Annotated in this window: 19 protein-coding genes and 2 tRNA genes; 2 read left to right on the top strand and 19 right to left on the bottom strand. The window is 71.1% G+C overall.

All coding sequences use genetic code 11. The features are described 5' to 3' along the window. Nucleotides 1-43: 43 nt before the first annotated feature. From bshA to Strain318_RS06780, 12 genes are read right to left on the bottom strand one after another with little or no spacing between them, the layout of a single operon-like run. A complete protein-coding gene (gene bshA, locus Strain318_RS06835; RefSeq protein ID WP_367887761.1) occupies nt 44-1,177 on the bottom strand; it encodes an N-acetyl-alpha-D-glucosaminyl L-malate synthase BshA in 1,134 nt (377 codons plus the stop codon). Next, nucleotides 1,174-2,094 carry a tRNA (adenosine(37)-N6)-dimethylallyltransferase MiaA gene (miaA, locus tag Strain318_RS06830; RefSeq protein ID WP_367887760.1) on the bottom strand — a complete coding sequence of 307 codons (921 nt, stop codon included), beginning with the start codon at nt 2,092-2,094 and terminating at the stop codon, nt 1,174-1,176. Before miaA ends, bshA begins: the two co-directional genes overlap by 4 nt. Beyond that, the gene (mutL, locus tag Strain318_RS06825) at nt 2,087-3,832 is read right to left on the bottom strand and encodes a DNA mismatch repair endonuclease MutL (protein WP_367887759.1); all 1,746 of its coding nucleotides are present in this window, start codon (nt 3,830-3,832) and stop codon (nt 2,087-2,089) included. Before mutL ends, miaA begins: the two co-directional genes overlap by 8 nt. Before the next feature lie 31 nt (nt 3,833-3,863). Continuing rightward, nucleotides 3,864-5,885, bottom strand: coding sequence for a hypothetical protein (locus Strain318_RS06820; RefSeq protein ID WP_367887758.1), 2,022 nt, complete (start codon nt 5,883-5,885; stop codon nt 3,864-3,866). Continuing rightward, on the bottom strand, nt 5,882-7,585 hold the full coding sequence (locus tag Strain318_RS06815; RefSeq protein ID WP_367887757.1) for a VWA domain-containing protein: 1,704 nt from the start codon (nt 7,583-7,585) through the stop codon (nt 5,882-5,884). Before Strain318_RS06815 ends, Strain318_RS06820 begins: the two co-directional genes overlap by 4 nt. Next, the gene (locus Strain318_RS06810) at nt 7,582-8,571 is read right to left on the bottom strand and encodes a VWA domain-containing protein (RefSeq protein ID WP_367887756.1); all 990 of its coding nucleotides are present in this window, start codon (nt 8,569-8,571) and stop codon (nt 7,582-7,584) included. The genes Strain318_RS06815 and Strain318_RS06810 overlap by 4 nt, the downstream gene beginning before the upstream one ends. After that, the gene (locus Strain318_RS06805) at nt 8,568-9,518 is read right to left on the bottom strand and encodes a hypothetical protein (protein ID WP_367887755.1); all 951 of its coding nucleotides are present in this window, start codon (nt 9,516-9,518) and stop codon (nt 8,568-8,570) included. The genes Strain318_RS06810 and Strain318_RS06805 overlap by 4 nt, the downstream gene beginning before the upstream one ends. After that, the gene (locus Strain318_RS06800) at nt 9,515-10,435 is read right to left on the bottom strand and encodes a DUF58 domain-containing protein (RefSeq protein ID WP_367887754.1); all 921 of its coding nucleotides are present in this window, start codon (nt 10,433-10,435) and stop codon (nt 9,515-9,517) included. Before Strain318_RS06800 ends, Strain318_RS06805 begins: the two co-directional genes overlap by 4 nt. Beyond that, nucleotides 10,432-11,388, bottom strand: coding sequence for an AAA family ATPase (locus tag Strain318_RS06795; protein WP_367887753.1), 957 nt, complete (start codon nt 11,386-11,388; stop codon nt 10,432-10,434). Before Strain318_RS06795 ends, Strain318_RS06800 begins: the two co-directional genes overlap by 4 nt. 10 nt (nt 11,389-11,398) lie before the next feature. Further along, nucleotides 11,399-12,124, bottom strand: coding sequence for a pseudouridine synthase (locus Strain318_RS06790; protein WP_367887752.1), 726 nt, complete (start codon nt 12,122-12,124; stop codon nt 11,399-11,401). Continuing rightward, a complete protein-coding gene (scpB, locus tag Strain318_RS06785) occupies nt 12,121-12,771 on the bottom strand; it encodes an SMC-Scp complex subunit ScpB (protein ID WP_367887751.1) in 651 nt (216 codons plus the stop codon). The genes Strain318_RS06790 and scpB overlap by 4 nt, the downstream gene beginning before the upstream one ends. After that, nucleotides 12,746-13,486, bottom strand: a complete 741-nt coding sequence (locus Strain318_RS06780) for a segregation and condensation protein A (protein ID WP_367887750.1) — start codon at nt 13,484-13,486, stop codon at nt 12,746-12,748. Before Strain318_RS06780 ends, scpB begins: the two co-directional genes overlap by 26 nt. Nucleotides 13,487-13,662: 176 nt before the next feature. On the opposite strand from Strain318_RS06780, the gene rpsT reads away from it, so the two are divergent. Then, nucleotides 13,663-13,896 carry a 30S ribosomal protein S20 gene (gene rpsT / locus Strain318_RS06775; RefSeq protein WP_367887749.1) on the top strand — a complete coding sequence of 78 codons (234 nt, stop codon included), beginning with the start codon at nt 13,663-13,665 and terminating at the stop codon, nt 13,894-13,896. Between the two features lie 233 nt (nt 13,897-14,129). Here the strand turns inward: rpsT and Strain318_RS06770 are convergent, their stop codons facing one another. From Strain318_RS06770 to Strain318_RS06740, 7 genes are all read right to left on the bottom strand, one after another. Next, the gene (locus Strain318_RS06770) at nt 14,130-15,173 is read right to left on the bottom strand and encodes a hypothetical protein (protein ID WP_367887748.1); all 1,044 of its coding nucleotides are present in this window, start codon (nt 15,171-15,173) and stop codon (nt 14,130-14,132) included. 17 nt (nt 15,174-15,190) lie between these two features. After that, nucleotides 15,191-16,474: a dihydroorotase gene (locus tag Strain318_RS06765; RefSeq protein ID WP_367887747.1), complete on the bottom strand. Its 1,284-nt coding sequence runs from the start codon at nt 16,472-16,474 to the stop codon at nt 15,191-15,193. Further along, nucleotides 16,471-17,427 carry an aspartate carbamoyltransferase catalytic subunit gene (locus tag Strain318_RS06760; protein WP_367887746.1) on the bottom strand — a complete coding sequence of 319 codons (957 nt, stop codon included), beginning with the start codon at nt 17,425-17,427 and terminating at the stop codon, nt 16,471-16,473. The genes Strain318_RS06765 and Strain318_RS06760 overlap by 4 nt, the downstream gene beginning before the upstream one ends. Further along, nucleotides 17,424-17,969, bottom strand: a complete 546-nt coding sequence (pyrR, locus tag Strain318_RS06755) for a bifunctional pyr operon transcriptional regulator/uracil phosphoribosyltransferase PyrR (RefSeq protein WP_295468240.1) — start codon at nt 17,967-17,969, stop codon at nt 17,424-17,426. Before pyrR ends, Strain318_RS06760 begins: the two co-directional genes overlap by 4 nt. Before the next feature lie 80 nt (nt 17,970-18,049). Continuing rightward, entirely contained in the window at nt 18,050-18,235 is a 186-nt protein-coding gene (locus Strain318_RS06750; RefSeq protein ID WP_295468242.1) for a hypothetical protein, read from the bottom strand. A gap of 101 nt (nt 18,236-18,336) precedes the next feature. Then, nucleotides 18,337-18,424: transfer RNA gene (locus Strain318_RS06745), tRNA-Ser, on the bottom strand. 77 nt (nt 18,425-18,501) lie between these two features. After that, nucleotides 18,502-18,588: transfer RNA gene (locus Strain318_RS06740), tRNA-Ser, on the bottom strand. 85 nt (nt 18,589-18,673) lie between these two features. On the opposite strand from Strain318_RS06740, the gene Strain318_RS06735 reads away from it, so the two are divergent. After that, nucleotides 18,674-19,435 carry a class I SAM-dependent methyltransferase gene (locus Strain318_RS06735; RefSeq protein WP_367887745.1) on the top strand — a complete coding sequence of 254 codons (762 nt, stop codon included), beginning with the start codon at nt 18,674-18,676 and terminating at the stop codon, nt 19,433-19,435.

Below are 19,435 nucleotides of genomic sequence, written 5' to 3'. Positions count from 1 at the left end.
GAAAACTAGCGGGGCGCGCGGGGCCCGTGCGTCCCGCGTCGCCCTAACGGACCGCCGCGAGCGCTTCCGCGTACAGCTGCTCGTAGCGCGCCACGATCTGGCCCGTGCTGAAGCGACTCCGCGCGTCCGCCACGGCGGCCGCGCTCGCGGCGGCCCAACGGGCGGGCTCGAGCAGTGCCACGGCCGCGGCGGCCATCCCGTCCACGTCCCCGAGCGGGCGCAGCGCACCGGTGACGCCGTCCTTCACGACTTCCGGCACGCCGCCGACGGCCGAGGCGACGACGGGGACACCGGACGCCAGGGCCTCGAGCGCGCTCAAGCCGAAAGATTCCGTCTGCGAGGGGAAGATGTAGAGGTCCGCGGCGGCGAGCAGCGGCGCGACGTCGTCGATGCGGCCGAGGAAGCGCACGTCCTCGTAGACGCCCTGCGTGCGGGCCTCGTCCTCGGCGGCGCCGCGATCGGGGCCGTCCCCGACCATCACCAGCGTCGCGGCGCGCTGCGCGCGGACCTTGGCGAAGACGCGGACCACGTCGCGCACGCGCTTCACGGGGCGGAAGTTGGAGATGTGCATCAGCACCGGATTCCCGCGCCCGAGCTCCTGCCGCAGCGCGTCGCCGTGCTTCGCGCGATCGAACTCCACCGGGTCGACGAAGTTCGGAATCACGTCCACGCGGCAGTTCTCGCAGCCGAAGGCCTTGATGGTCTCGTCCTTGAGCCATTGCGAGACGCTGGTGATGCGGTCCGAGCGCTCGATGCTGAAGCGCGTGATGGCCTGGTACGAGTGGTCCTGGCCGACGATGGTGATGTCGGTGCCGTGCAGCGTGGTCACCACGGGCAGCTTGCGGCCCTGGGTGGCCAGCATCTCCTTGGCGATCCACGCGCTGGTCGCGTGCGGGATGGCGTAGTGCACGTGCAGCAGGTCGAGCCCCTGGGAGAGCACGACGTCGTGCATGCGCACGGCGAGTGCGAGGTCGTACGGCGGATACTCGAACAGCGGGTAGTTGCCGATGTTCACTTCGTGGAAGTGCACGCGCGGCAGGAAGTGCGGCAGGCGGAACGGGTGCTCGTACGTGATGAAGTGCACCTCGTGCCCGCGCGCGGCGAGCGCGATGCCGAGTTCCGTGGCGACGGCGCCGGAGCCGCCGTACGTGGGATAACAGGTGATGCCAACCTTCACGGCGACTCCTCGGAGAACCAGCGTTCGGCCACGGCCAGCGCGTCGGGTGCCGTGGGATCGAGCCGTGTCACGGGCCCGACGTCATCGAGTTGATTACGGAACCAAGTGCGCTGGCGTTTGGCGTACTGCCGCGTGCTGATGCGGACGGCCTCGAGCGCGTCGGCCTGGGACCGCGCGCCCTCGACGTGTTCACGAATCTCCCGGTAGCCGCAGGCGTTCCAAGCGGGAGCCTCCGGCGGCACGCGGTCCATGAGGCGCCGCACTTCCTCCACCCAGCCCTCGGCGAGCATCTGCTCGCGGCGCCGATCAAGCCGTTCGGCCAGCGATGGTCCCGGATCGACCACCAGCCAGCGTGCGGCGCGTGCCGGACGCGTACTGCCCTTGGCGTGCCAGTCGCTTAAGCGCTCGCCGGTCACCATCGCCACCTCGGCAGCCCGCAGCAGCTGCGCGCGGCCCAAGTGCGCGCGCGGCGGATCGAGACGGTCCACCATGCTGCGCAGCGCGTCGGTGGGCATGCCCTTGAGGAACTCCTGCGTCGCGGCGCGCCGCACCGGATCCATCGGTGGTTCGTCGGCGAGCGGCCGCACCAGGGCCTGCAGCCACAGTCCGGTGCCGCCGACGATGATCGATGGACGTTGCCGCTCGGCATCCTCCGCCAGCCAGATGGCCGCCTCGAGGGCCCAGCGCGCGGCGTTCCAGCGCTCGGTCGGATCCGCGACATCGAGACCCGCGTGCGGCACACGGCGCTGGTCGTCACGGGATGGCTTCGCCGTGCCGATGTCGAACCCCCGATAGATCTGCCGCGAGTCGGCGCTGATGATGCGCGCGCCGTGCCTGAGCGCCAGGGTCATCGCGAACGCCGACTTCCCCGCCCCGGTCGGCCCGGCGATGATCCGCAGCGGCGGCGACTCAGGCACGGCCGAAGCGCCGGTCGATCTCGCCCCAGCCAAGCTGCAGGATCGTCGCCCGCCCATGCACGTCGTGCGCGGGCAGCGTCGTGCGCGCGAGCGCGAGGTAGAGCGCGCGCATCTCGTCCGGGGCGAGCAAGTCGCCCGACTTCACGGCCGCCTTGCAGGCCACCGTGGCAATGAGCCGCGTGTGCCGTGCATGCGCGCTGGCGTCGCGGTCACCGGTGAGCGTGGCGAGCGTGTCGCGCAGGCAGCGTTCCGCGTCGAAGCGGGGATGCGGCGCCGGCACGGCCTGTACGAGCACGGAGCTGCCACCGAAGAGCTCGCCCTCGAAGCCCAGCTTGCCAAGGGCCTCCCGTTCCGCCTCGAACACCTCCGCCTCGGCCGGCGAGAGATGCAAGGTGAGCGGGAACAGCAGGCGCTGGCTCGGCATCGCCCCGCCTTCGAAGGCATGCAGGAAACGCTCGTAGAGCACGCGCTCGTGCGCCGCATGCTGGTCGATGAGCACCAGCGCCTCCGGTCGCTCGAAGGCGATGTACGTCCGGTGGAACTGGAACAATGGCGGGACGATAATGTCGTCGTCGGCGTCGACCGCCGCGTCCACGTCGACGGGCGCGGCGGCCGTGTCGCTTGCGTATTCGAAGAGCGGCGCCGACGCGGCCGGCATCGGCTGGCGCAGGGATTCGACGCCGAGCGGCCGACCCAGCACCGGCGCCTCGGGCACGCCGCGCACGATCCCGACGGCGGCGATCGCGTCCTCCGTGCCGAGGGCGCGGCGCACCGCGCGTTCGACGGCACGCTCCACGGTCCAACGATCGCGGAAGCGCACCTCGGCCTTGGCCGGATGCACGTTCACATCCACGTCCGCGCCGGGGATGTCGAGTTCGAGGAGCAGCGACGGGCGCACGCCGGAAGGAATCGTCGAGCGATACGCCGCCTCGGCGGCGCGGATCACCCCGGCATCGCGCACGGCGCGGCCGTTCACCGTCACGAGCGTGCGGCGGGTGCCGAGTCCCACGTCGCTGGGACGTTCGGCGAGGCCGCTCACGCGGATGCTGCCTTGAATGTCGTTAACGGGCAACAGGCGATCGGCGGCGTCCGCGCCCCACACGGCGTGCACGCGTTCGGCGAGCGAGGCCGCCGGCGCGAGTGCCAGCTGTTCCTTGTCGTCGTGCGTGACGCGGAGGCGGATGTCGCGGCGCACGAGCGCGACGACGTGCAGGAGCTCGAGGATGGCACGCCACTCGGAGCGCGCACCGCGCAAGAACTTCTGCCGCGCGGGAGTATTGAAGAACAACTGTTCGACGCTGACCGTGGTCCCGCGACGCCGCGCGGCGGGACGCACGCCGTCGAGCGCACCGCCGCGCACCTCGATGCGCGTCCCTGCCCCGTCCTCCGTGGCGGTCTCGATGCTCAGCATCGCCACCGAACCGATGGCCGGCAGCGCCTCGCCGCGGAACCCGAAGCTGCGCACGCCCACGAGATCCTCGGCGTCGCGGATCTTGCTCGTCGCGTGACGGGCGATGGCCAGCTGGACTTCGTCACGCGTCATGCCGCTGCCGTCATCACTGACGCGGATGAGCGCGCGGCCACCCTCGCGGATCTCGAGGTCGAGGCTGCGGGCGCCGGCATCGAGCGCGTTCTCGACAAGCTCCTTCACGACGGACGCCGGACGCTCGACGACTTCACCGGCCGCGATGCGGTCGGCGACGTCCGGCGGCAGGATGGCGATGCGCGAAGCCGTCATCCCTGCAATCTCCGGGAGCGCGGAGCGGGAATCAATCGCGCGCCAAGCTGCGCGTGCGCTCTGCGGGGAACCAGCCACTGCGGCCGCCGTCGAGTTCGAGGCGCAGCCACACGCCGCGGCGCTCGACGACGCGGGCGATCTCCCCGGTCATCGGCACGGCGCCGGGGTCGGCGCCAAGGGCTGGCAGCGAGCGCAACGGCGAACGCTCGGCGATGACGACCGCATCGGCACCCGCCAAGCTGCGATCGATGTACGCGGCTGCGAAGATGCAAAGGGCCGACGGCAGGAGCACCAAGGCCGGCCAGCGCGAACGCCGCTGCCGTCGCGCGAGCCCGGCGAGCCACGCCCAGCCGCCGAGCCAACCCAGCAGGCCGAGCGCCAGCAGCGGCAGCGGTGGCAGCGGCCACACCCGCGCCGCACGCTGGTGCTGCGGGGCCGACACGCGCGCGAGACGGGACCGGAGTTCCGTCGAAGTGGGATCAAGCCGCAGGGCGCGCTGCCAGCCGACGACGGCCGTGACGGTGTCGCGCGCCTGCCACGCGGCGGTGCCTAGGTTGGCCCATGCGGCCGGATCACGCGGCGCCCGCGCGCTGGCGAGGGCGAATGCCTCGCGAGCCGCAGAGTACTCTCCGCGCATGTATGCCTGGGCGCCCGTCTGGAAGGCGTCCACCGCGTCGCGCGCGAACGGTTGCGACGCGCAGCCCGCGAACGCGGTGGCCACGATCAGCAGGAGCGTTGCCCGCCGCCGCGCCTCGGCGTCCACCTTGGCGAGCATGGCGCTCGCACGCGCCTGCAGCTCGCGCAGCCCGGCGGGTGTCACGGGGGCGGCAAACGTGGCGCGGTCGCAGTCGTCACGCAGCGACTCCACCGCGGACGCCGTCTCCGGCGTGACACCCTCCAGTCGCAGCGCTTCGGTCAGCGCGCCTGGCGACGTGAAGCTGGCGAGCTGCAGCCCGGTGCGCTCGCGGAGCGTGCGGTCGAGCAGCGCGCGCGGCGATGGATCGACGGCGGCAGGGCCCGCCGCGCGCCGTCGCCGCCCACGGGCGAAACGCCACCACGTCCACGGCAGCGGCGCGAGTAGCGCCAGCCAGGTCAGCAGCGTCCCGAAGGGCAGTCGCAGGGGCGTCGCGCCCCGGAGTGACGGCTCGATCGTCATGGCCGCGTCTTCCGCGGCCGCTGCACCCGGACGCGTCGGCAGCGTGGCCAGCGTCCCGGGACGGACCGTGACGGACACGGGCGTCGTCATGACGCGCATGTAGCCACCGCGCGCGGGATCGAACGTCGGGTACCCCATCGCCGCGACCGTCTGTTGCCCGGCCTCGCGCGGCGTGACCAGCCAGCGGAACTCCTTGGTGCCGCCGAAGAGCGCCGGCGTCGAATCGAGCAGCACCCGCTCGTCCTGGGCGACCACGTCGGCCCATGGAATCGAGAGCGCCGGTCGCGGCAGCAGCGTCGCATTGCCCGTGCCCTCCAGACGCAGCACGAGCACGAAGGGATCGCCGACGCGCGACTCGGCAGGTTCGGCACGGAGCGTCGCCTGCCACTGTCCGACCGCGCCGGCCCAATCGGCGGGACGCCCGCGCAGCGGGGGCTCGACGGCGACGAAGCTCACGCCGTCGGCGCGCAGCGTGCGGTCGTCTTCGCGGCTGAAGAAGCTGTTGCTCTGGGGCAGCGCGTAGCTGAGCCGCGCTTGGCTCAACGCGTACCGACCCGGCGTGAGGGCAAACAGCGCGCGGCGGAACGTGTGCGTCTCGTACTCATCGCCGGGCTCACCGGCGCGCGCGAGCGGAAGGTCGTAGGCCAGCATGGCGCGCGGCTCCGGCGGCACGAACTCCGGATTCCGGCGCAGGCGCTGGCGGACGGCGGTCGGAATCCGCACGGAGAGCGTGTAGGTAATCTGCTGGCCGACGAACACCGTGTCCGCCGAGAGCGAGGCGCGGAGCGAGACGCCGTCGGCGTTCGCCTGCTGCGCACGGAGCGCGGCCGCGGGTACGGCGAGCATCGCGCAGGCCGCGAGTGCCGTGAATCGAAGACCGCGTCGGAAGGCGCTCACCAATCCTTCTGCCCCGCCGAGCGCAGCGGCGTATTGCCCCGCTGGCGGCGCGCCTGCGTGTCGCGTTCGTCGCGAGCGGCCGCATCGAGCAAAGCCTCGGCTTGCTGCTTCGACATCGGACCCTGCGACTGCTGCTGCGGTGGCGCAGCGTCTCCACGCGGCTGCGGCTGGTTGGCGCCACCGCCCCCACCGCCGCCGCCCGTCGGGGCTCGCAGCGCGAGTTCGTAGTTCCATTGCGCGTCCGGATCGCCCGGCGATTCCAGCAACACCGTCCGGAAGGCGCGGCGCGCGTTCGTCAGTGCCGCACTCCGCGCGTCTCCGTCGAGCCGCAGCCCGCGCCGGAGGTACGCCAGTCCCAGGTTGTACCGAGCCTTGGTGCGCAACGCCGGATCCGCCGTGAACAGCGCACGCTCGAGTGCATCGACCGCGCCGTCGAGCGAGTCCGTCTCCAGCAGCGCGGTGCCGAGGTTGTACAGCACGACCGGACGACGGTCGCCAGCCGTGACGAGTGCGCGGTAGAGGCGAATGGCGTCGTTGTGACGTCCATCGCGCTGCGCCGCCACCGCGTCGCGGAATGACGGCGCCTGCGCGCTCAGTGTCCGCGGCGCCAGCGCTATGGCGGCCGCGATGAGCAGCACGCTGACGGACACGGATCGCGTGGCGCCCGGTCGACGCAGCTTCAGCCATGACGGCCAGCGGCCGCCGTCGGCGAAGATCGCGTCGCAGAGCAGCAGCAGCAGCGCCACCGCGGCGAACCACTGGAAGCGGAGCGGGCGGCTCAAGCGGAGCGCTTCCTCACGCGTGGAGGCCTCGAGGCCCGAGAGCACGCCACGAATGCGATTGCCCTTGTCGGTGGCCTCCGCGGGGATGAACTCCCCGCCGGCGGCCTGCGCGACGGCGCCGAGCAGCGTCGCGTCGTACTGGGTGATGACGATCTCGCCGTTCTCGTCGCGCTTGGTGGTCGGCCCGGTGGGACCGGGAATCGGGATGGCGCTGCCGCCCGGCGTACCGAAGCCGACGGCGATGACGTGGATGCCGGCTTCGCGGGCCTCCGCCGCGAGGGCGAGGGCGTCGCCGTGATCGTCGAACGCCTCGCCGTCACTCATGACGACGAGGGCGCGGTCGGCATCGCCGCGGCTGGCGAGCAAGAGGTCGATGCCCTGTCGCAGCGGCGGCGCGAGCGCCGAGCCGGCCTGGCCGACGATGCTGGGGCTGAGGTTGTCGAGGAAGAGATCGATCGCGCCGTCGTCCGACGTGAGCGGCGAGAGGATGTAGCTGCGGCCGGCGAAGCCGATCAGCGCGAAGCGATCGCCGGGGGAGCTGGCGCGCAGGCGGCGCACCTCCTGCTTCATGCGCTCGAGCCGCGACGGACGTTCGTCGTCGGCGAGCATCGACAGCGAGAGGTCCATCGCGATGGCGACGTCGACGCCTTCGACCTGCAGCGTCTGTTCGCTGCGCCCCCAGCGCGGGCCGGCGACGGCGAGACCGAGGCAGAGCGTGGCGATGCCGATCCGCCAGGTGCGCGCACGGGGGGGCGCGGCGGCATCTGTCGGGGCGAGCCGGGCGATCGCGCTGCTCGTGCCGTAGCGCGCTAATCGCGCGCGTCGGCGCACCGAGCCCGCCCAGAGCAGCACGGCCGCCGCGGCGGCGAGCACCAGCGCGCCCGGCACCATCCACGCGGTGTCGAAGACGCGCATCATGGCAGCGGCCCCCGGCGCCACACGAGGCCGAGTTCCAGCATGAGCGCGAACAGTGCCGCCGCGAGCGGCCACATGTACCAGTCGCGATAGCGCACGAGGCGGGCCTCGCGCATCGGCGCGCGCTCCAAGGCGTCGATCTGCTGGTAGGTGCGTCGCAACGCCTCGGCGTCGCGGGCGCGCTGGTAGCGGCCGCCCGTGGTGCGCGCGATGTCCTCGAGCAGCACCTCATCGATGCGCACGGGGCGATTCTCATAGCGCAGGCCGAACACGCCGCGGCCCACCGGCACCGGCGCGACCCCCTCGCTGCCGATGCCCACCGTGTGGACGCGCACGCCCGTGGCCGCCGCGGCCTGCGCGGCGGTGCGCGGATCGATGGCGCCGCGGTTGCTCTCGCCGTCGGTGAGGAGGATGACCACGCGCGACCGCCCGTCGGCGTCGCGCAGGCGATTGGTCGCGGTGACGAGCGCCGTGCCGATTGCCGTGCCATCCTCGAGCTGGCCGGGCTGCAGGTTGTCGATCGCCGCCAACAGCACGGGATAATCCAACGTGAGCGGCACCTGCGTCAGCGCCTCGCCGGCGAACGCGACGATGCCCACCTGATCGGCCTCGCGCGCCGCGATGAACTCCTTCGCCGTCTCCTTGGCCACCGCGAGCCGATTGTCCGGCTGGAAATCCTCGGCCAGCATCGAGCTCGAGATGTCCATGGCGATGACGATGCTGATGCCGTCGCCGCGCAGCGTCTCGGTGCGCGCGCCGGTGCGTGGCCGCGCCATCGCGATGACGATGCCGACCAGCGCGAACACACGCAGGACGATCAGGACCCGCGCCGTCCAGCGCCCACGCGCCGGTCCCTCGGCGAGCAGCCCGGCGCGCGCATGCAGCAAGGCCGGCGGGCGCCGGCGACGGCGCCACAGCAGCCAGCCGAGCAGCGGCAGCAGCAGGAGCAGCGCCCACGGCGCGGCGAAGGTCACGCCACCGAGCATCATCGCAACCGCTTCCGTTTGACGCGTGACGACTCGTGCTCGCGTAGCTGGCGCGCCACCCAGGCCTGCTCCAAGTCCTCCACCACGGCTGTGGCTTCGAGCGCAAGCCGTTCGGCCGCCCCGGACGGCAGGTCGGCGGCCGCGTACGCCACCGGCTCACCGGCGGCCGCGAGTGCGACCACACGTTCCGGCAAGACGGGGAACTCGGTGCCTCGGAGGCGTTCCTCGAGCTCTCGCGCCGTGAGCGCCGGCGGCAACGCGGGCCACCGCTCGCCCATGTAACGGCGCAGGACCTGCAGGTGCGCCAGCGCATGCCGGCCCGGTTCGCCCGCAGAGGAGAGGTCCATCGCGCGGAGATGTGCGAACGCGGCGCGCGCCCGGACGAAGGGCCCGGGATCCATCGACGCCAGCGCCTCCCGCGCGCGCCGGAAGCGCCGCCAGCCCCAGAACGACAGCAGGGCCACGACCGCTGCCGCGACGAACCAGCGCCAGGGCATGGTCGGCGCATCCACAGCGCCCCGGGCGGGCTTCGGCTTCCGCGCCGCGGTGTCCGCCGGCAGCAGGCTGCGGATGCGCAGGGCCCCCACCGGCACCGGGTAGCGCGTGACGCGTCCGTCGCGCTCGAGCGTCACGTCACCGAAGGCCGGCGCGACACTGCCCGTGTCCCAGGCGATCAGGCGATACGTCGCGACCTGCTCGAGATCGCCGCTCCCAGGGTCGCCCTCAGCGGCCGCAATGCTCCGCGGATCCAGCGGTTCGATGCGCGAGCCTGTGTCGGGCAGCACCGGGAAGCGCACGAGCGTGCCGCGCGGCGCGCGCACGCGCAGTTCGACCGTGATCGGCTCGCCCACCGCGGGCCGCTCCGGCGTCACGCGCACGCGCACCGTCGGGGCGCGCTCCGGCCCCGCCCCGCCCTGCAGCAACAGCGCCAACCCGAGCGCGGCGATCACCGGCGCCTCGCGCGCGTCTCCCGCGTGCGGAAGAAGCGCAGCATGGCTTCGACATAGCCGGCCTCGAGCGGCACGACGACTTCGTCCACGCCGAGGCGTCGCAGCATCGCCTGCCGCGCCTCACGCTCGGCGCGGAGGCGCGCCGCGTACCGCGCACGCACCGCCGGCGACGCCGTATCCACCTCGGCGAGCGCACCGGTTTCGGGATCGATGAGGCGCGCCACGCCCACGTTCGGCAGCTCGCGCTCCCCGGGATCGTCGAGCACGACGGCGACCACGTCGTGACGTCGCGACAGCCGCGTCAGGGGCCGCTCGAAGTCCGGGGCGACGAAATCCGAGACGACGAAGACGATGCTGCGATGCGGCAGCAGCCGGGCCGCGTAGTCGCAGGCCGCCCCGAGATCCGTGCCGCGCTGCTGCGCGCGGGCCGCCAGCACGTCGCGCACGAGTCGCAACGCGTGCCGGCGTCCCTTCTTGGGCGGCACCACGTGCTCGACGCGATCGGAGTGCAGCAGGAGCCCGACACGGTCGTTGTTACGCGTGGCAGTGAGCGCGAGCACCGCCGCGAGCTCGGCCGCCATGCCCTGCTTGTCCTGGTCCACCGCCCCGCCACGGCTCGAGCCGGAGGTATCGACCAGCAGCAGCACCGTGAGTTCGCGCTCCTCGACGAAGCGCTTCACGAAGAGCTTCCGCATCCGCGCGCTGACGTTCCAGTCGATGGTGCGCACTTCGTCGCCGGGTTGGTACTCGCGCACCTCGGCGAACTCCATCCCCATGCCCTTGAACACGGAGTGGTACTCGCCGGTGAAGCGCGAGTTGACGAGGCCGCGCGTGCGCAGCTCGATGCGCCGCACCTGCCGGAGGACGTCCGGCGGAACGGCCGCGCCGCGGCCGTGGTCGGCCGCCGCGCGCGTCACGGGGCGGCGATGCGCTCGAGGATGCGCGTGATCACGGCGTCGCTGGTCACGTTCTCGGCCTCGGCCTCGAAGGTCATCAGCACGCGGTGGCGGAGGACGTCGGGCGCGATGGCCTTCACGTCGTCCGGCGACACGAAGCTGCGGCCGCGCAGCCACGCATGCGCCCGACCGGCCTGCGCGAGCGCGATGGTCGCACGCGGGCTCGCCCCGTACTCCACCAAGGGCGCGATGTCGGCCAAGCCGGCCTCGGCCGGCGCGCGCGTCGCGTGGACGAGGTTCACGATGTAATCGACGAGGCGCTCATCGAGGTGCAGCGCCGCGATCTCCTTTCGCGCGGCCAGCAGGTGTTCGGGCTCGGCCACCGGCGCGATCGGGATGTCGGCGCCCGTGGACATGCGCCGCATGATCTCGCGCTCTTCCTCGCGCGTGGGGTAGCCCACCCGCAGCTTGAGCATGAAACGGTCGACCTGCGCCTCGGGCAGCGGATACGTGCCTTCCTGCTCGATCGGGTTCTGCGTGGCGAGCACGAGGAAGGGCTCCTCGAGCACGAAGCTCGTCCCGCCGATCGTCACCTGCTTCTCCTGCATGGCCTCGAGCAGCGCGGCCTGCACCTTGGCCGGTGCACGGTTGATCTCGTCGGCGAGCACGATGTTCGCGAAGATCGGTCCGGCCTTCACCGAGAACTGACCCGTGGTCTGGTCGAACACCTGCGTGCCGATCACGTCGGCGGGCAGCAGGTCGGGCGTGAACTGGATGCGGCTGAAGCTCGTGCGCACGGTCTCCGCCAGCGTACGCACGGTGAGCGTCTTGGCGAGGCCGGGGACGCCTTCGAGCAGCACGTGCCCGCCCGTGAGCAAGGCAATGAGCAGCCGCTCGACCATGTGCTGCTGGCCGACGACGCGCTGCGAGACCTGTCCGAGAATTGCCTGCGGAAGCTGCGAAGAAACTGCCATCGATGGGCGATCAGGAGTGAACGAGCGCGTCGAGCAGCGTGCGCTCCTTGGTCGTCAGGGCACGGGTCATACCCGGCTCGAGGGCGCCGAGTTGCACGGGGCCGAAGGACGTACGCACGAGGCGCAGCACCTCGAGCCCGACCTCTTCGCAGAGGCGACGCACCTCGCGGGTGCGCCCTTCGCGGATGGTCAGCGTGAGGTCCCAGGTGCGGGGACGCTCACCGGGCTCGACGCTCACGGCTTCGGGCGTGACGAGGCCGTCCTCGAGCTCGACGCCGGCGCGGATCTGCGCGGCGGCCGCCTTCACGGAGCCGCGGACGGTCGCGACATAGGTGCGTGGCACCTGCGAACTCGGATGCGTCAGCAAATGCGCCGCGTCACCATCGGTGGTGAGCAGCAGGACGCCCTCGGTCATGTAGTCGAGGCGGCCGACATACGTGAGTCCGGGCTCCTTGGGCACGAGCTCGAACACGGTCTTGCGACCCTGCGGATCGCTGGCCGTGGTGAGCACACCGGCGGGCTTGTGCAGCACGTACCACTTCGCGGCGGGCGGCAACTCCACGGCCTTGCCGTCGACGGTGATCTTGTCGACACCGGGCTCCACGCTCTGACCGGTGCGCGCGACTTCGCCATTCACCCGCACGCGGCCGGCCGCCACCAACTCCTCCGCCTTCCGCCGCGACGCGACGCCCGCGCGCGCCAGGGCGCGCTGGATACGCATCGCGGTGTCGCTCACGCGGTGGCCGCCCCCTCAGGGGCCGTCGCAATGTCAGCCGCAGCGTCCACCGCAACGGCGGCTGCCGCTTCGGCGTCGGCCGCCTCCAGCACATCCGCGGCGAGCACCGGCGGCTGTCCGTCCTTGCGCAGGGCGATGGAGAGCTCGTCGACGCGCGGCAGCTCCGCCAGGTGGCGCAGGCCGAACTGCTCGAGGAACATCGTCGTCGTGCCGTAGAGCAACGGACGGCCGAGGCCTTCCGCGCGCCCGACGACATCGATGAGCCCGCGCTCGTGCAGCGACTTGATCACCGCGCCGACATCCACGCCGCGGATCTCCGCGACTTCGGCGCGGCCGATCGGCTGGCGATACGCGATGATGGCAAGCGTCTCGAGTGCGGCCGGCGAGAGCTTGGTTGGCCGCACGGCCATCTGGGCGCGCTCGATGGCCTCGGTGTACTCGGGACGCGTCAGGACCTGCCAGCCACCGCCGACCTCGACGAGGGCGACGCCGTGACCATCCACGTCATAGTGCTCGCGCAACTCGTCGAGCGCGCTCTGCAGCGCGGCCGGCGAGGCCTCGGGGTCGAGGGCGGCGAGTTCGTCGGTCGCGATCGGGCGCGGGCTCGCGAAGAGCGCGGCTTCAAGCAGCTTCGCCAGCGGATTCACGGCGGATCTCCACGTCTGCAAACGGTCGGGGTTGGGTCAGGTGCACTTCGTTGCGCTTGCCGAGTTCGAGCAGGCCGAGCAGCGCGCTCAGCACTTCCCAGGGCTCGGCGCCATCGCGGATCAGCTCGCGGAAACGCATGCGCGCCCGCAACTGGAGGATGGCGCGCACGGTCTGCATGGCGCCGTCGACGTCGAGGGCGCGCGGGATGACTTCATGGATCGTCGGGCGCCTGGCCGCACGCAACACGCGATCCACGGCGATGAGCAGGTCGCCCAGCGAGAGGGCGAGCGGCGCCGGTGGCGGCGCGGCCGGCTGGCCCATGTAGGTGCGGGCGAAGCGCGAGCGACGGTCGTCCCCGAGGTGTTCGAGGACATCGACGACTTCGCGCATCTGTTGGTACTCGAGCAATCGGCGCACGAGTTCCGCGCGCGGGTCCTCCCAGTCGTCGCTGCCTTCCTTGCGCGGCAGCAGCATCTGGGCCTTGATGCGGATCAGCCGCGCGGCCATCTCGAGATACTCCGCGGCCTCGTTGAGCTGCAGCTCATGCATCTTCGCGAGGAACTGATCGCAGATGCGCGCGACGGGGATGTCGTAGATGTCGAGCTGCTCGTCGCGGATGAGCGACATGAGCAGGTCGAGGGGGCCATTGAAGCCCGTCAGGTCAACGAGGAAGGGAGTGGCGCCCTGACCGTCGTTGGCGGGGGAAGTGAGCAAGAGCGATGCGGCTGGAGTGAGGCCCGTCACGGGCAGTCGGGCGGAAAGCTACACCGCGGAGGCCGCGAGACCAAGCGTCGACTCGCTTGACGTAACCATCGGTGGCGACTACACTTCTGGGGCTATGGGAGGGCGCGTCCGCTCTCCTGCTTTCACACCTGCAGAGAGTCCGTTCAGTGCCGAGAATCGCGTCCGCGAAGAAGAATATGCGCAAGGCCAAGGCGGCGACGGCGCGCAACCGTGCCCAGCGGTCTGCGCTCCGGACCGCGCTCAAGACGGCCAAGGCCGCCGCGTCGTCTGCCGACGAGAAGTTGAAGGCGACGCAGCTGCTCGACCGCGCCGCCCGCAAGGGGCTGATCCACAAGAACGCCGCTGCGCGTCAGAAGTCATCGCTGGCGAAGGCGAAGTAAGGTTTCGCTCAGAAAGTGACGCCGCGCCCCACACGGGGCGCGGCGTTTTTTCGTGCTCCCGCTTCCCGTCGCTCGAGAGGTGGGAGACGGGAGACGGATGTACGGGCGGAGATGGAGAGACGGGAATGTGAGAGACGGGGGGAAGACGAGGCACGTTGGCCGTCTTCCCCCCGTCTTTCGCATTTCCGTATCACTCTCCCCGCCCCTACCGCCGTCTCACGTCTCGCAGCCGGTCACAGCGCCGCCAACTCTCCGCCGCATCGTTCACAGTACCACTCGGTCGGGTAGTTCATCGATCCGCACTCGGCGCACTTGAGGGTCTTTACCTGCTGCGAGGTCCGCGGTGTCGGGCGGCCGAGCGGGCTTGGCGTGGACGGCTCTTCGTCATCCTCGGCCTCTGCCTGGGGCGCGGGTTCTTCGGCTGCATCGGGCGCAGGTGCTGGCGTCGGCGTTTCCAGGTTGAGCGAAGGCTGCACGCTCGCGGCCGGGGGGACGGACGGGGTTGCGGGCGGCGTTGGAGTGGCCGGCGCCGGGAGGGGCTGGATCGGCGGGGGCGGTGGCGCGGGAGAGGGCGGCACCGAGGCCGGAATCGACGCGGCGGGAGCCACTGGCTCGGCGTCCTTCGACTCCTTGGCGTCCTTCGCTTCCGGCGGCTGCACGATCGGCTTGGACTCGCGCGGTGCCGGTGCCGACGGGGTGCTGGCCCGCCCGACGACGGAGTTGAGGAAGGCAAGCTCGTCGAAGTTCGGGCCGCCGGTCATCGCAGCGGTCGTCGGACGCATCGGTGGCGCAGCGGCTGCAGCGGCCGGGGGAACGGCGGTCTGCGGCGCGGCGGGCGTCCCGCCACGCGCTTCGGCCAGCAGCGCCCGCGTCCGCTCGGCGACGGCGCGTCGCGCATCGCGCTCCTTCTCCGCCATCGAGATCGCGGCGGTCATGGCCGTGAGCTTCTTCTGCGTCTCCTTGGCGTCCCACTCCTCGACATCGGCGCGGAGCTGGACCTCGAGACGCTCCTCTTCGAGCGCCGCGAGCCGTCCTTCGACCTCCTGCAGCGCGGCATCGTCGTCCTCGAGCCCGCCCGACAGCGACTCCGCCTCGGCGGCCGCCTTCACCTGGGCGTCCGTGAGCTTCGTGAGGTACTCGTCGTAGAGGCGCTTGAAGACATGCTCCGGCGTGCCCGCACGACGCTCCTCGAGCTTGGCGAGGAACGTCTCCTGGCGGCGCTTCTCGGCGATCAGCGCCTCGAGCGTCTCCAACCGTGAGGAATCGGCCTTCTTCATCGGATCAGGGTTCGGGGTCACGACACCTGATGGACGATCTTCCCGCCCACGATGGTACAGATCGCCTGCCCGGTGAGCGTGTGGCCGCCGTAGGGCGTGTTGCGGCCCTTCGACTTGAACTGCTTCGGGTCCACGACCCAGCGCTTCTTGGGATCGAACACGGTGACGTCGCCGAGACTGCCCTTGGCGAGCGTGCCACCCGGCAGGTGCCAGATCTTCGCGGCCAGGCAGCTCATGCGGTTCACCATCTCGTTCAGCGTGAGGATGCCCGTCTCGACGAGATACGTGATGTTCACGCCGAGGGCCGTCTCGAGTCCGACGATGCCATTCGGGGCGTCGGCGAACTCGCGCTCCTTCTCGTCATAGTGGTGCGGCGCATGGTCGGTCACCAGCAGGTCGATGGTGCCGTCCTTCAAGCCCTGCTGCAGCGCCTCGACGTCCGCCGCGGTGCGCAGCGGCGGATTCATCTTCGCGTTGGTGTTGTATCCCTCGACCGCCTCTTCCGTGAGGGAGATGTGGTGCGAGCAGACCTCCGACGTGACGTTGATGCCCTGCGCCTTGCCCCAGCGCACGAGATCCACCGAGCCCTTGGTGCTCAGGTGACAGAGGTGCACGTGCCCACCGGTACGCTTGGCGAGCAGGATGCAGCGTGCGACGTCGATCTCCTCGGCTTCGGCCGGGATGCCCTTGAGTCCTAGGCGCGCCGAGACGATGCCTTCGTTCATCGAGCCGCCATGCGCCAGCGACATCACTTCGCAGTGCTCGACGATCGGCACGTTGAAGGTGAGGGCGTACTCCATGGCGGTCCGCATGAGCTGCGTGTTCTCGACGGGCTTGCCGTCGTCGGAGAACGCCACCGCACCGGCGGCGACCATCTCGCCGAACTCGGCCAGCGTCTCCCCCTGCTGTCCGACCGAGATGGCTCCGATCGGGTACACACGGGCGAAGCCGGCGGCTTCGCCCTGGCGCTTCACGAACCCCACGGTCGCCTGGTTATCGGTGACCGGCTTGGTGTTGGGCATGGCGCAGACGGCGGTGAAGCCACCGGCCACGGCCGCATGCGCACCGGTCGCCACGGTCTCGACGTCTTCGCGGCCCGGCTCGCGCAGGTGCACGTGCACGTCGATGAGCCCCGGCGTGACGACGAGGCCGGTGGCGTCGTAGACCTGCGCGCCGGCTGGCGCGGCAATCGTGCCGCCGCACTGCGCGACAATGCCGTCCACGAGCAGCACGTCGCCCACGGCGTCGAGGTTCTGCGAGGGATCGACGATCCGCCCGCCCTTCACGAGGAGCGCGCTCACGCGGCACCTCCCTTAGCGACGTCGGCGAGCGAGGCCTTCTGGCCGGCGAGGAGATAGAGCACGGCCATGCGCACAGCCACGCCGTTGGTCACTTGGTCGAGGATCACGGAGTGCGGGCCATCGGCGACGTCGGAATCGATCTCGACGCCGCGATTCATCGGCCCAGGGTGGAGGATGAGGATGTCGCGCGGCGCCCTCTCGAGCCGTGCGCGGGTGACGCCGAAGACGCGGTTGTACTCGCGCAGCGAGGGGATGTAGCCGGCCTGCATGCGCTCGAGCTGCAGTCGCAGCACGTTGAGCGCGTCGGCCCACTCGATGGCCTGCTCGATGCGGCTGAACACCTGAACGCCCATCTCGCCGATGGCGTTGGGCAGCAAGGAGCGCGGGCCGCAGACGGCCACGTCGGCGCCCAAGGACTTGAGGCCCCAGATGTTGCTGCGGGCGACGCGCGAGTGCAGCACGTCGCCGCAGATGCAGATGCGCTTGCCCTCGAGCGTGCCGAAGCGCTGGCGCAGCGTGAGCAGGTCGAGCAAGCCCTGCGTGGGATGCTCGTGCGTGCCGTCGCCGGCGTTGATGACGTTGCTCTCGATGCGCTCCGCGAGGAAGCGCGCGGCGCCCGACGACGCGTGGCGGATGACGACCATGTCGATCCGCATCGCCTCGAGGTTGCGCGCGGTGTCGACGAGGGTCTCGCCCTTCGACACGCTCGAGCCCGAGGCGGCGACGTTCACGGTGTCGGCACTCATGCGCTTCTCGGCGAACTCGAACGAGATGCGCGTGCGGGTGGAGGCCTCAAAAAAGAGGTTCACGACCGTCATGCCGCGGAGGGTCGGAACCTTCTTGATGGCTCGCTCGGAGACCTCGCGGAGAGGTTCGGCGACGTCGAGGATGGTGGTGATCTGCTCGCGGCTGAGGCCGGCGAGCCCGACCAGGTCCTTGCCGAGGAGGCTCACGTGCCTCCCCCGACCATCGTGACCTCGTCCTTGCCGTCGAGCTCGGGGACGAAGACGTCGACGCGGCCGCCGGGCGGCACCGTGACGGTCTGGCCGACGACGTCGGCGTGGATGGGCAGCTCACGGCCGCCGCGGTCGACCAGCACCGCGAGCATGATGCGCGAGGGGCGGCCGAAATCGGCGAGCTCATCCAGTGCGGCGCGGATCGTGCGCCCCGTGAAGAGCACGTCGTCGACGATGACCACGACCTGGCCGTCTATGGCCTTCGGGAGGTGCGTCTGGCCGACGACGGGCCGCGGACCGACGGTCTGCAGGTCGTCGCGATAGAGCGTGATGTCGAGGGCGCCGAGCGGGATGTCCGCGCCCTCGCGCTCCTGGATGACGGCGGCGATGCGCTGGGCGATCTGCACGCCGCGGCGCTGGATACCGACGAGGATGAGGCGTTCGGTGCCGTCGTTGCGCTCGAGGATCTCGTCGGCCATACGCGAGATCGTCCGCGCGACGGCGCGCGCATTCAACAGCGTGACGGGGGCGGATGGCATCGCCCCGAAATATGCGCTGGTGCGCGCAGTGGCGGGAGCCGCGGGGATGCGGCGGCGCGCCCGGTGGCGCCGAGGGTTGTTTACGCCGCTTGGTTGCGGCTCGACCGGTCGGCGCGCGGCGCGGGACGGCGCGCGAGGTACACCTTCTCGCGGCCGGGGCCGAGGGCTTCGCGGTCCACTGGACGGGAGATCGTCCCGATCAAGTGGCCGTCGGCGTCGTAGACGTCGATACGGGAGTCGGAAATGCGGGCCATGGGTTTGGTCATTGGGGTCCTCCGGTGTTCACTCCAGTAGACACTGGGTGCCCCCAAAAGGTTTGCGCGGCCGTTCTCGGAATGAGGACGGCCGCGCAACAGGTCGGTCACGACGGACAGGGCGGGATTCGAACCCGCGATACGCTATTAACGTATACACGCTTTCCAGGCGTGCGCCTTAAACCACTCGGCCACCTGTCCCGGGCGGGCGCGCGGGAAGCCCCGCAGACCCCTGCAAACGACGACGCGCCGGGGTCGCCAGCGCGTCGGGTGGAACACGGACAGGGAGAGATTCGAACTCTCGATACCGTTGCCGGTATGCCGGTTTTCGAGACCGGTGCCTTCAGCCACTCGGCCACCTGTCCAACAGACCGCGAAAGTTAGCGGGCCTCACGGCGGGGTTCAACGGGGGCGCGGAAACTAGTTGTGGGTCTCGCGCGCTCATCGCGTGTGCTCACGATCCTGACCCTCACCATGCTTGTCCGCTGGCTGACGAAGAAACGCGCCGCGGCCGTGCTGGCGCTGGTCGCGGCGGCGGCCGACGCATCGGCGCAGCAGCGACTGCCGGCGGACAGCTTCCCGGCCCCTGCGCGGCCGGTCTCCAGCATCGTGGCGCCGCGGTGGATCGCCGAGGATCGGCGCGACGCGTTCGGCGAGGCGGACGCCGTCATCCGCGCGATGGGTATCCGGCGGGGGCAGGTCGTGGCCGACATCGGCGCGGGCGATGGGTACTACGTGGCCAAGCTGGCCCCCCTGCTCGGCGATTCCGGGCGCGTGCTCGCCAACGACATCGAGCCGCGGTACCTCGCGCTGCTGCGTCGCCGCGTGGCACAGGCGGGCTGGCGAAACGTGCAGGTCATCGAAGGCCTCCCCCACGATCCGCTGCTGCCGACCGGACGCGTGGACGCCGCGATCATGATCCACATGTACCATGAGATCGAACAGCCGTTTGGGCTGCTGTACCACCTCGCATTCGCGATGAAGCCCAATGGCCTCGTCGGCGTCCTCGACGTCGACGGCCCCACCGACCGCCACGGGACGCCGCCGCGTCTGTTGCGTTGCGAACTCCAGGCGGTCGGCTATCGCTACGTGCGGCAACAGGTGCTGCCGGACGGCGCGTACCTCGCGTTGTTCCGGGCGCCCGCGGAGGCGCAGCGCCTCACGACGGCGGCGGCACTGCGGCGTCAGGTGCAGCAGGCCAACTGCCGCTAG

Source organism: Pseudogemmatithrix spongiicola, assembly GCF_030623445.1.
Taxonomy (GTDB): Bacteria; Gemmatimonadota; Gemmatimonadetes; order Gemmatimonadales; family Gemmatimonadaceae; genus Pseudogemmatithrix; species Pseudogemmatithrix spongiicola.
The sequence above is the reverse complement of the archived record's forward strand: the minus strand, read 5'-3'. Positions and strand labels throughout refer to the sequence as shown.

Coding starts and splice junctions, on each gene's coding strand:
- mutL (WP_367887759.1), bottom strand. CDS start 3,832: ATGACGGCTTCGCGCATCGCCATCCTGCCGCCGGACGTCGCCGACCGC.
- Strain318_RS06815 (WP_367887757.1), bottom strand. CDS start 7,585: ATGATGCGCGTCTTCGACACCGCGTGGATGGTGCCGGGCGCGCTGGTG.
- Strain318_RS06810 (WP_367887756.1), bottom strand. CDS start 8,571: ATGATGCTCGGTGGCGTGACCTTCGCCGCGCCGTGGGCGCTGCTCCTG.
- Strain318_RS06795 (WP_367887753.1), bottom strand. CDS start 11,388: ATGGCAGTTTCTTCGCAGCTTCCGCAGGCAATTCTCGGACAGGTCTCG.
- Strain318_RS06770 (WP_367887748.1), bottom strand. CDS start 15,173: ATGAAGAAGGCCGATTCCTCACGGTTGGAGACGCTCGAGGCGCTGATC.
- pyrR (WP_295468240.1), bottom strand. CDS start 17,969: ATGCCATCCGCCCCCGTCACGCTGTTGAATGCGCGCGCCGTCGCGCGG.
- Strain318_RS06750 (WP_295468242.1), bottom strand. CDS start 18,235: ATGACCAAACCCATGGCCCGCATTTCCGACTCCCGTATCGACGTCTAC.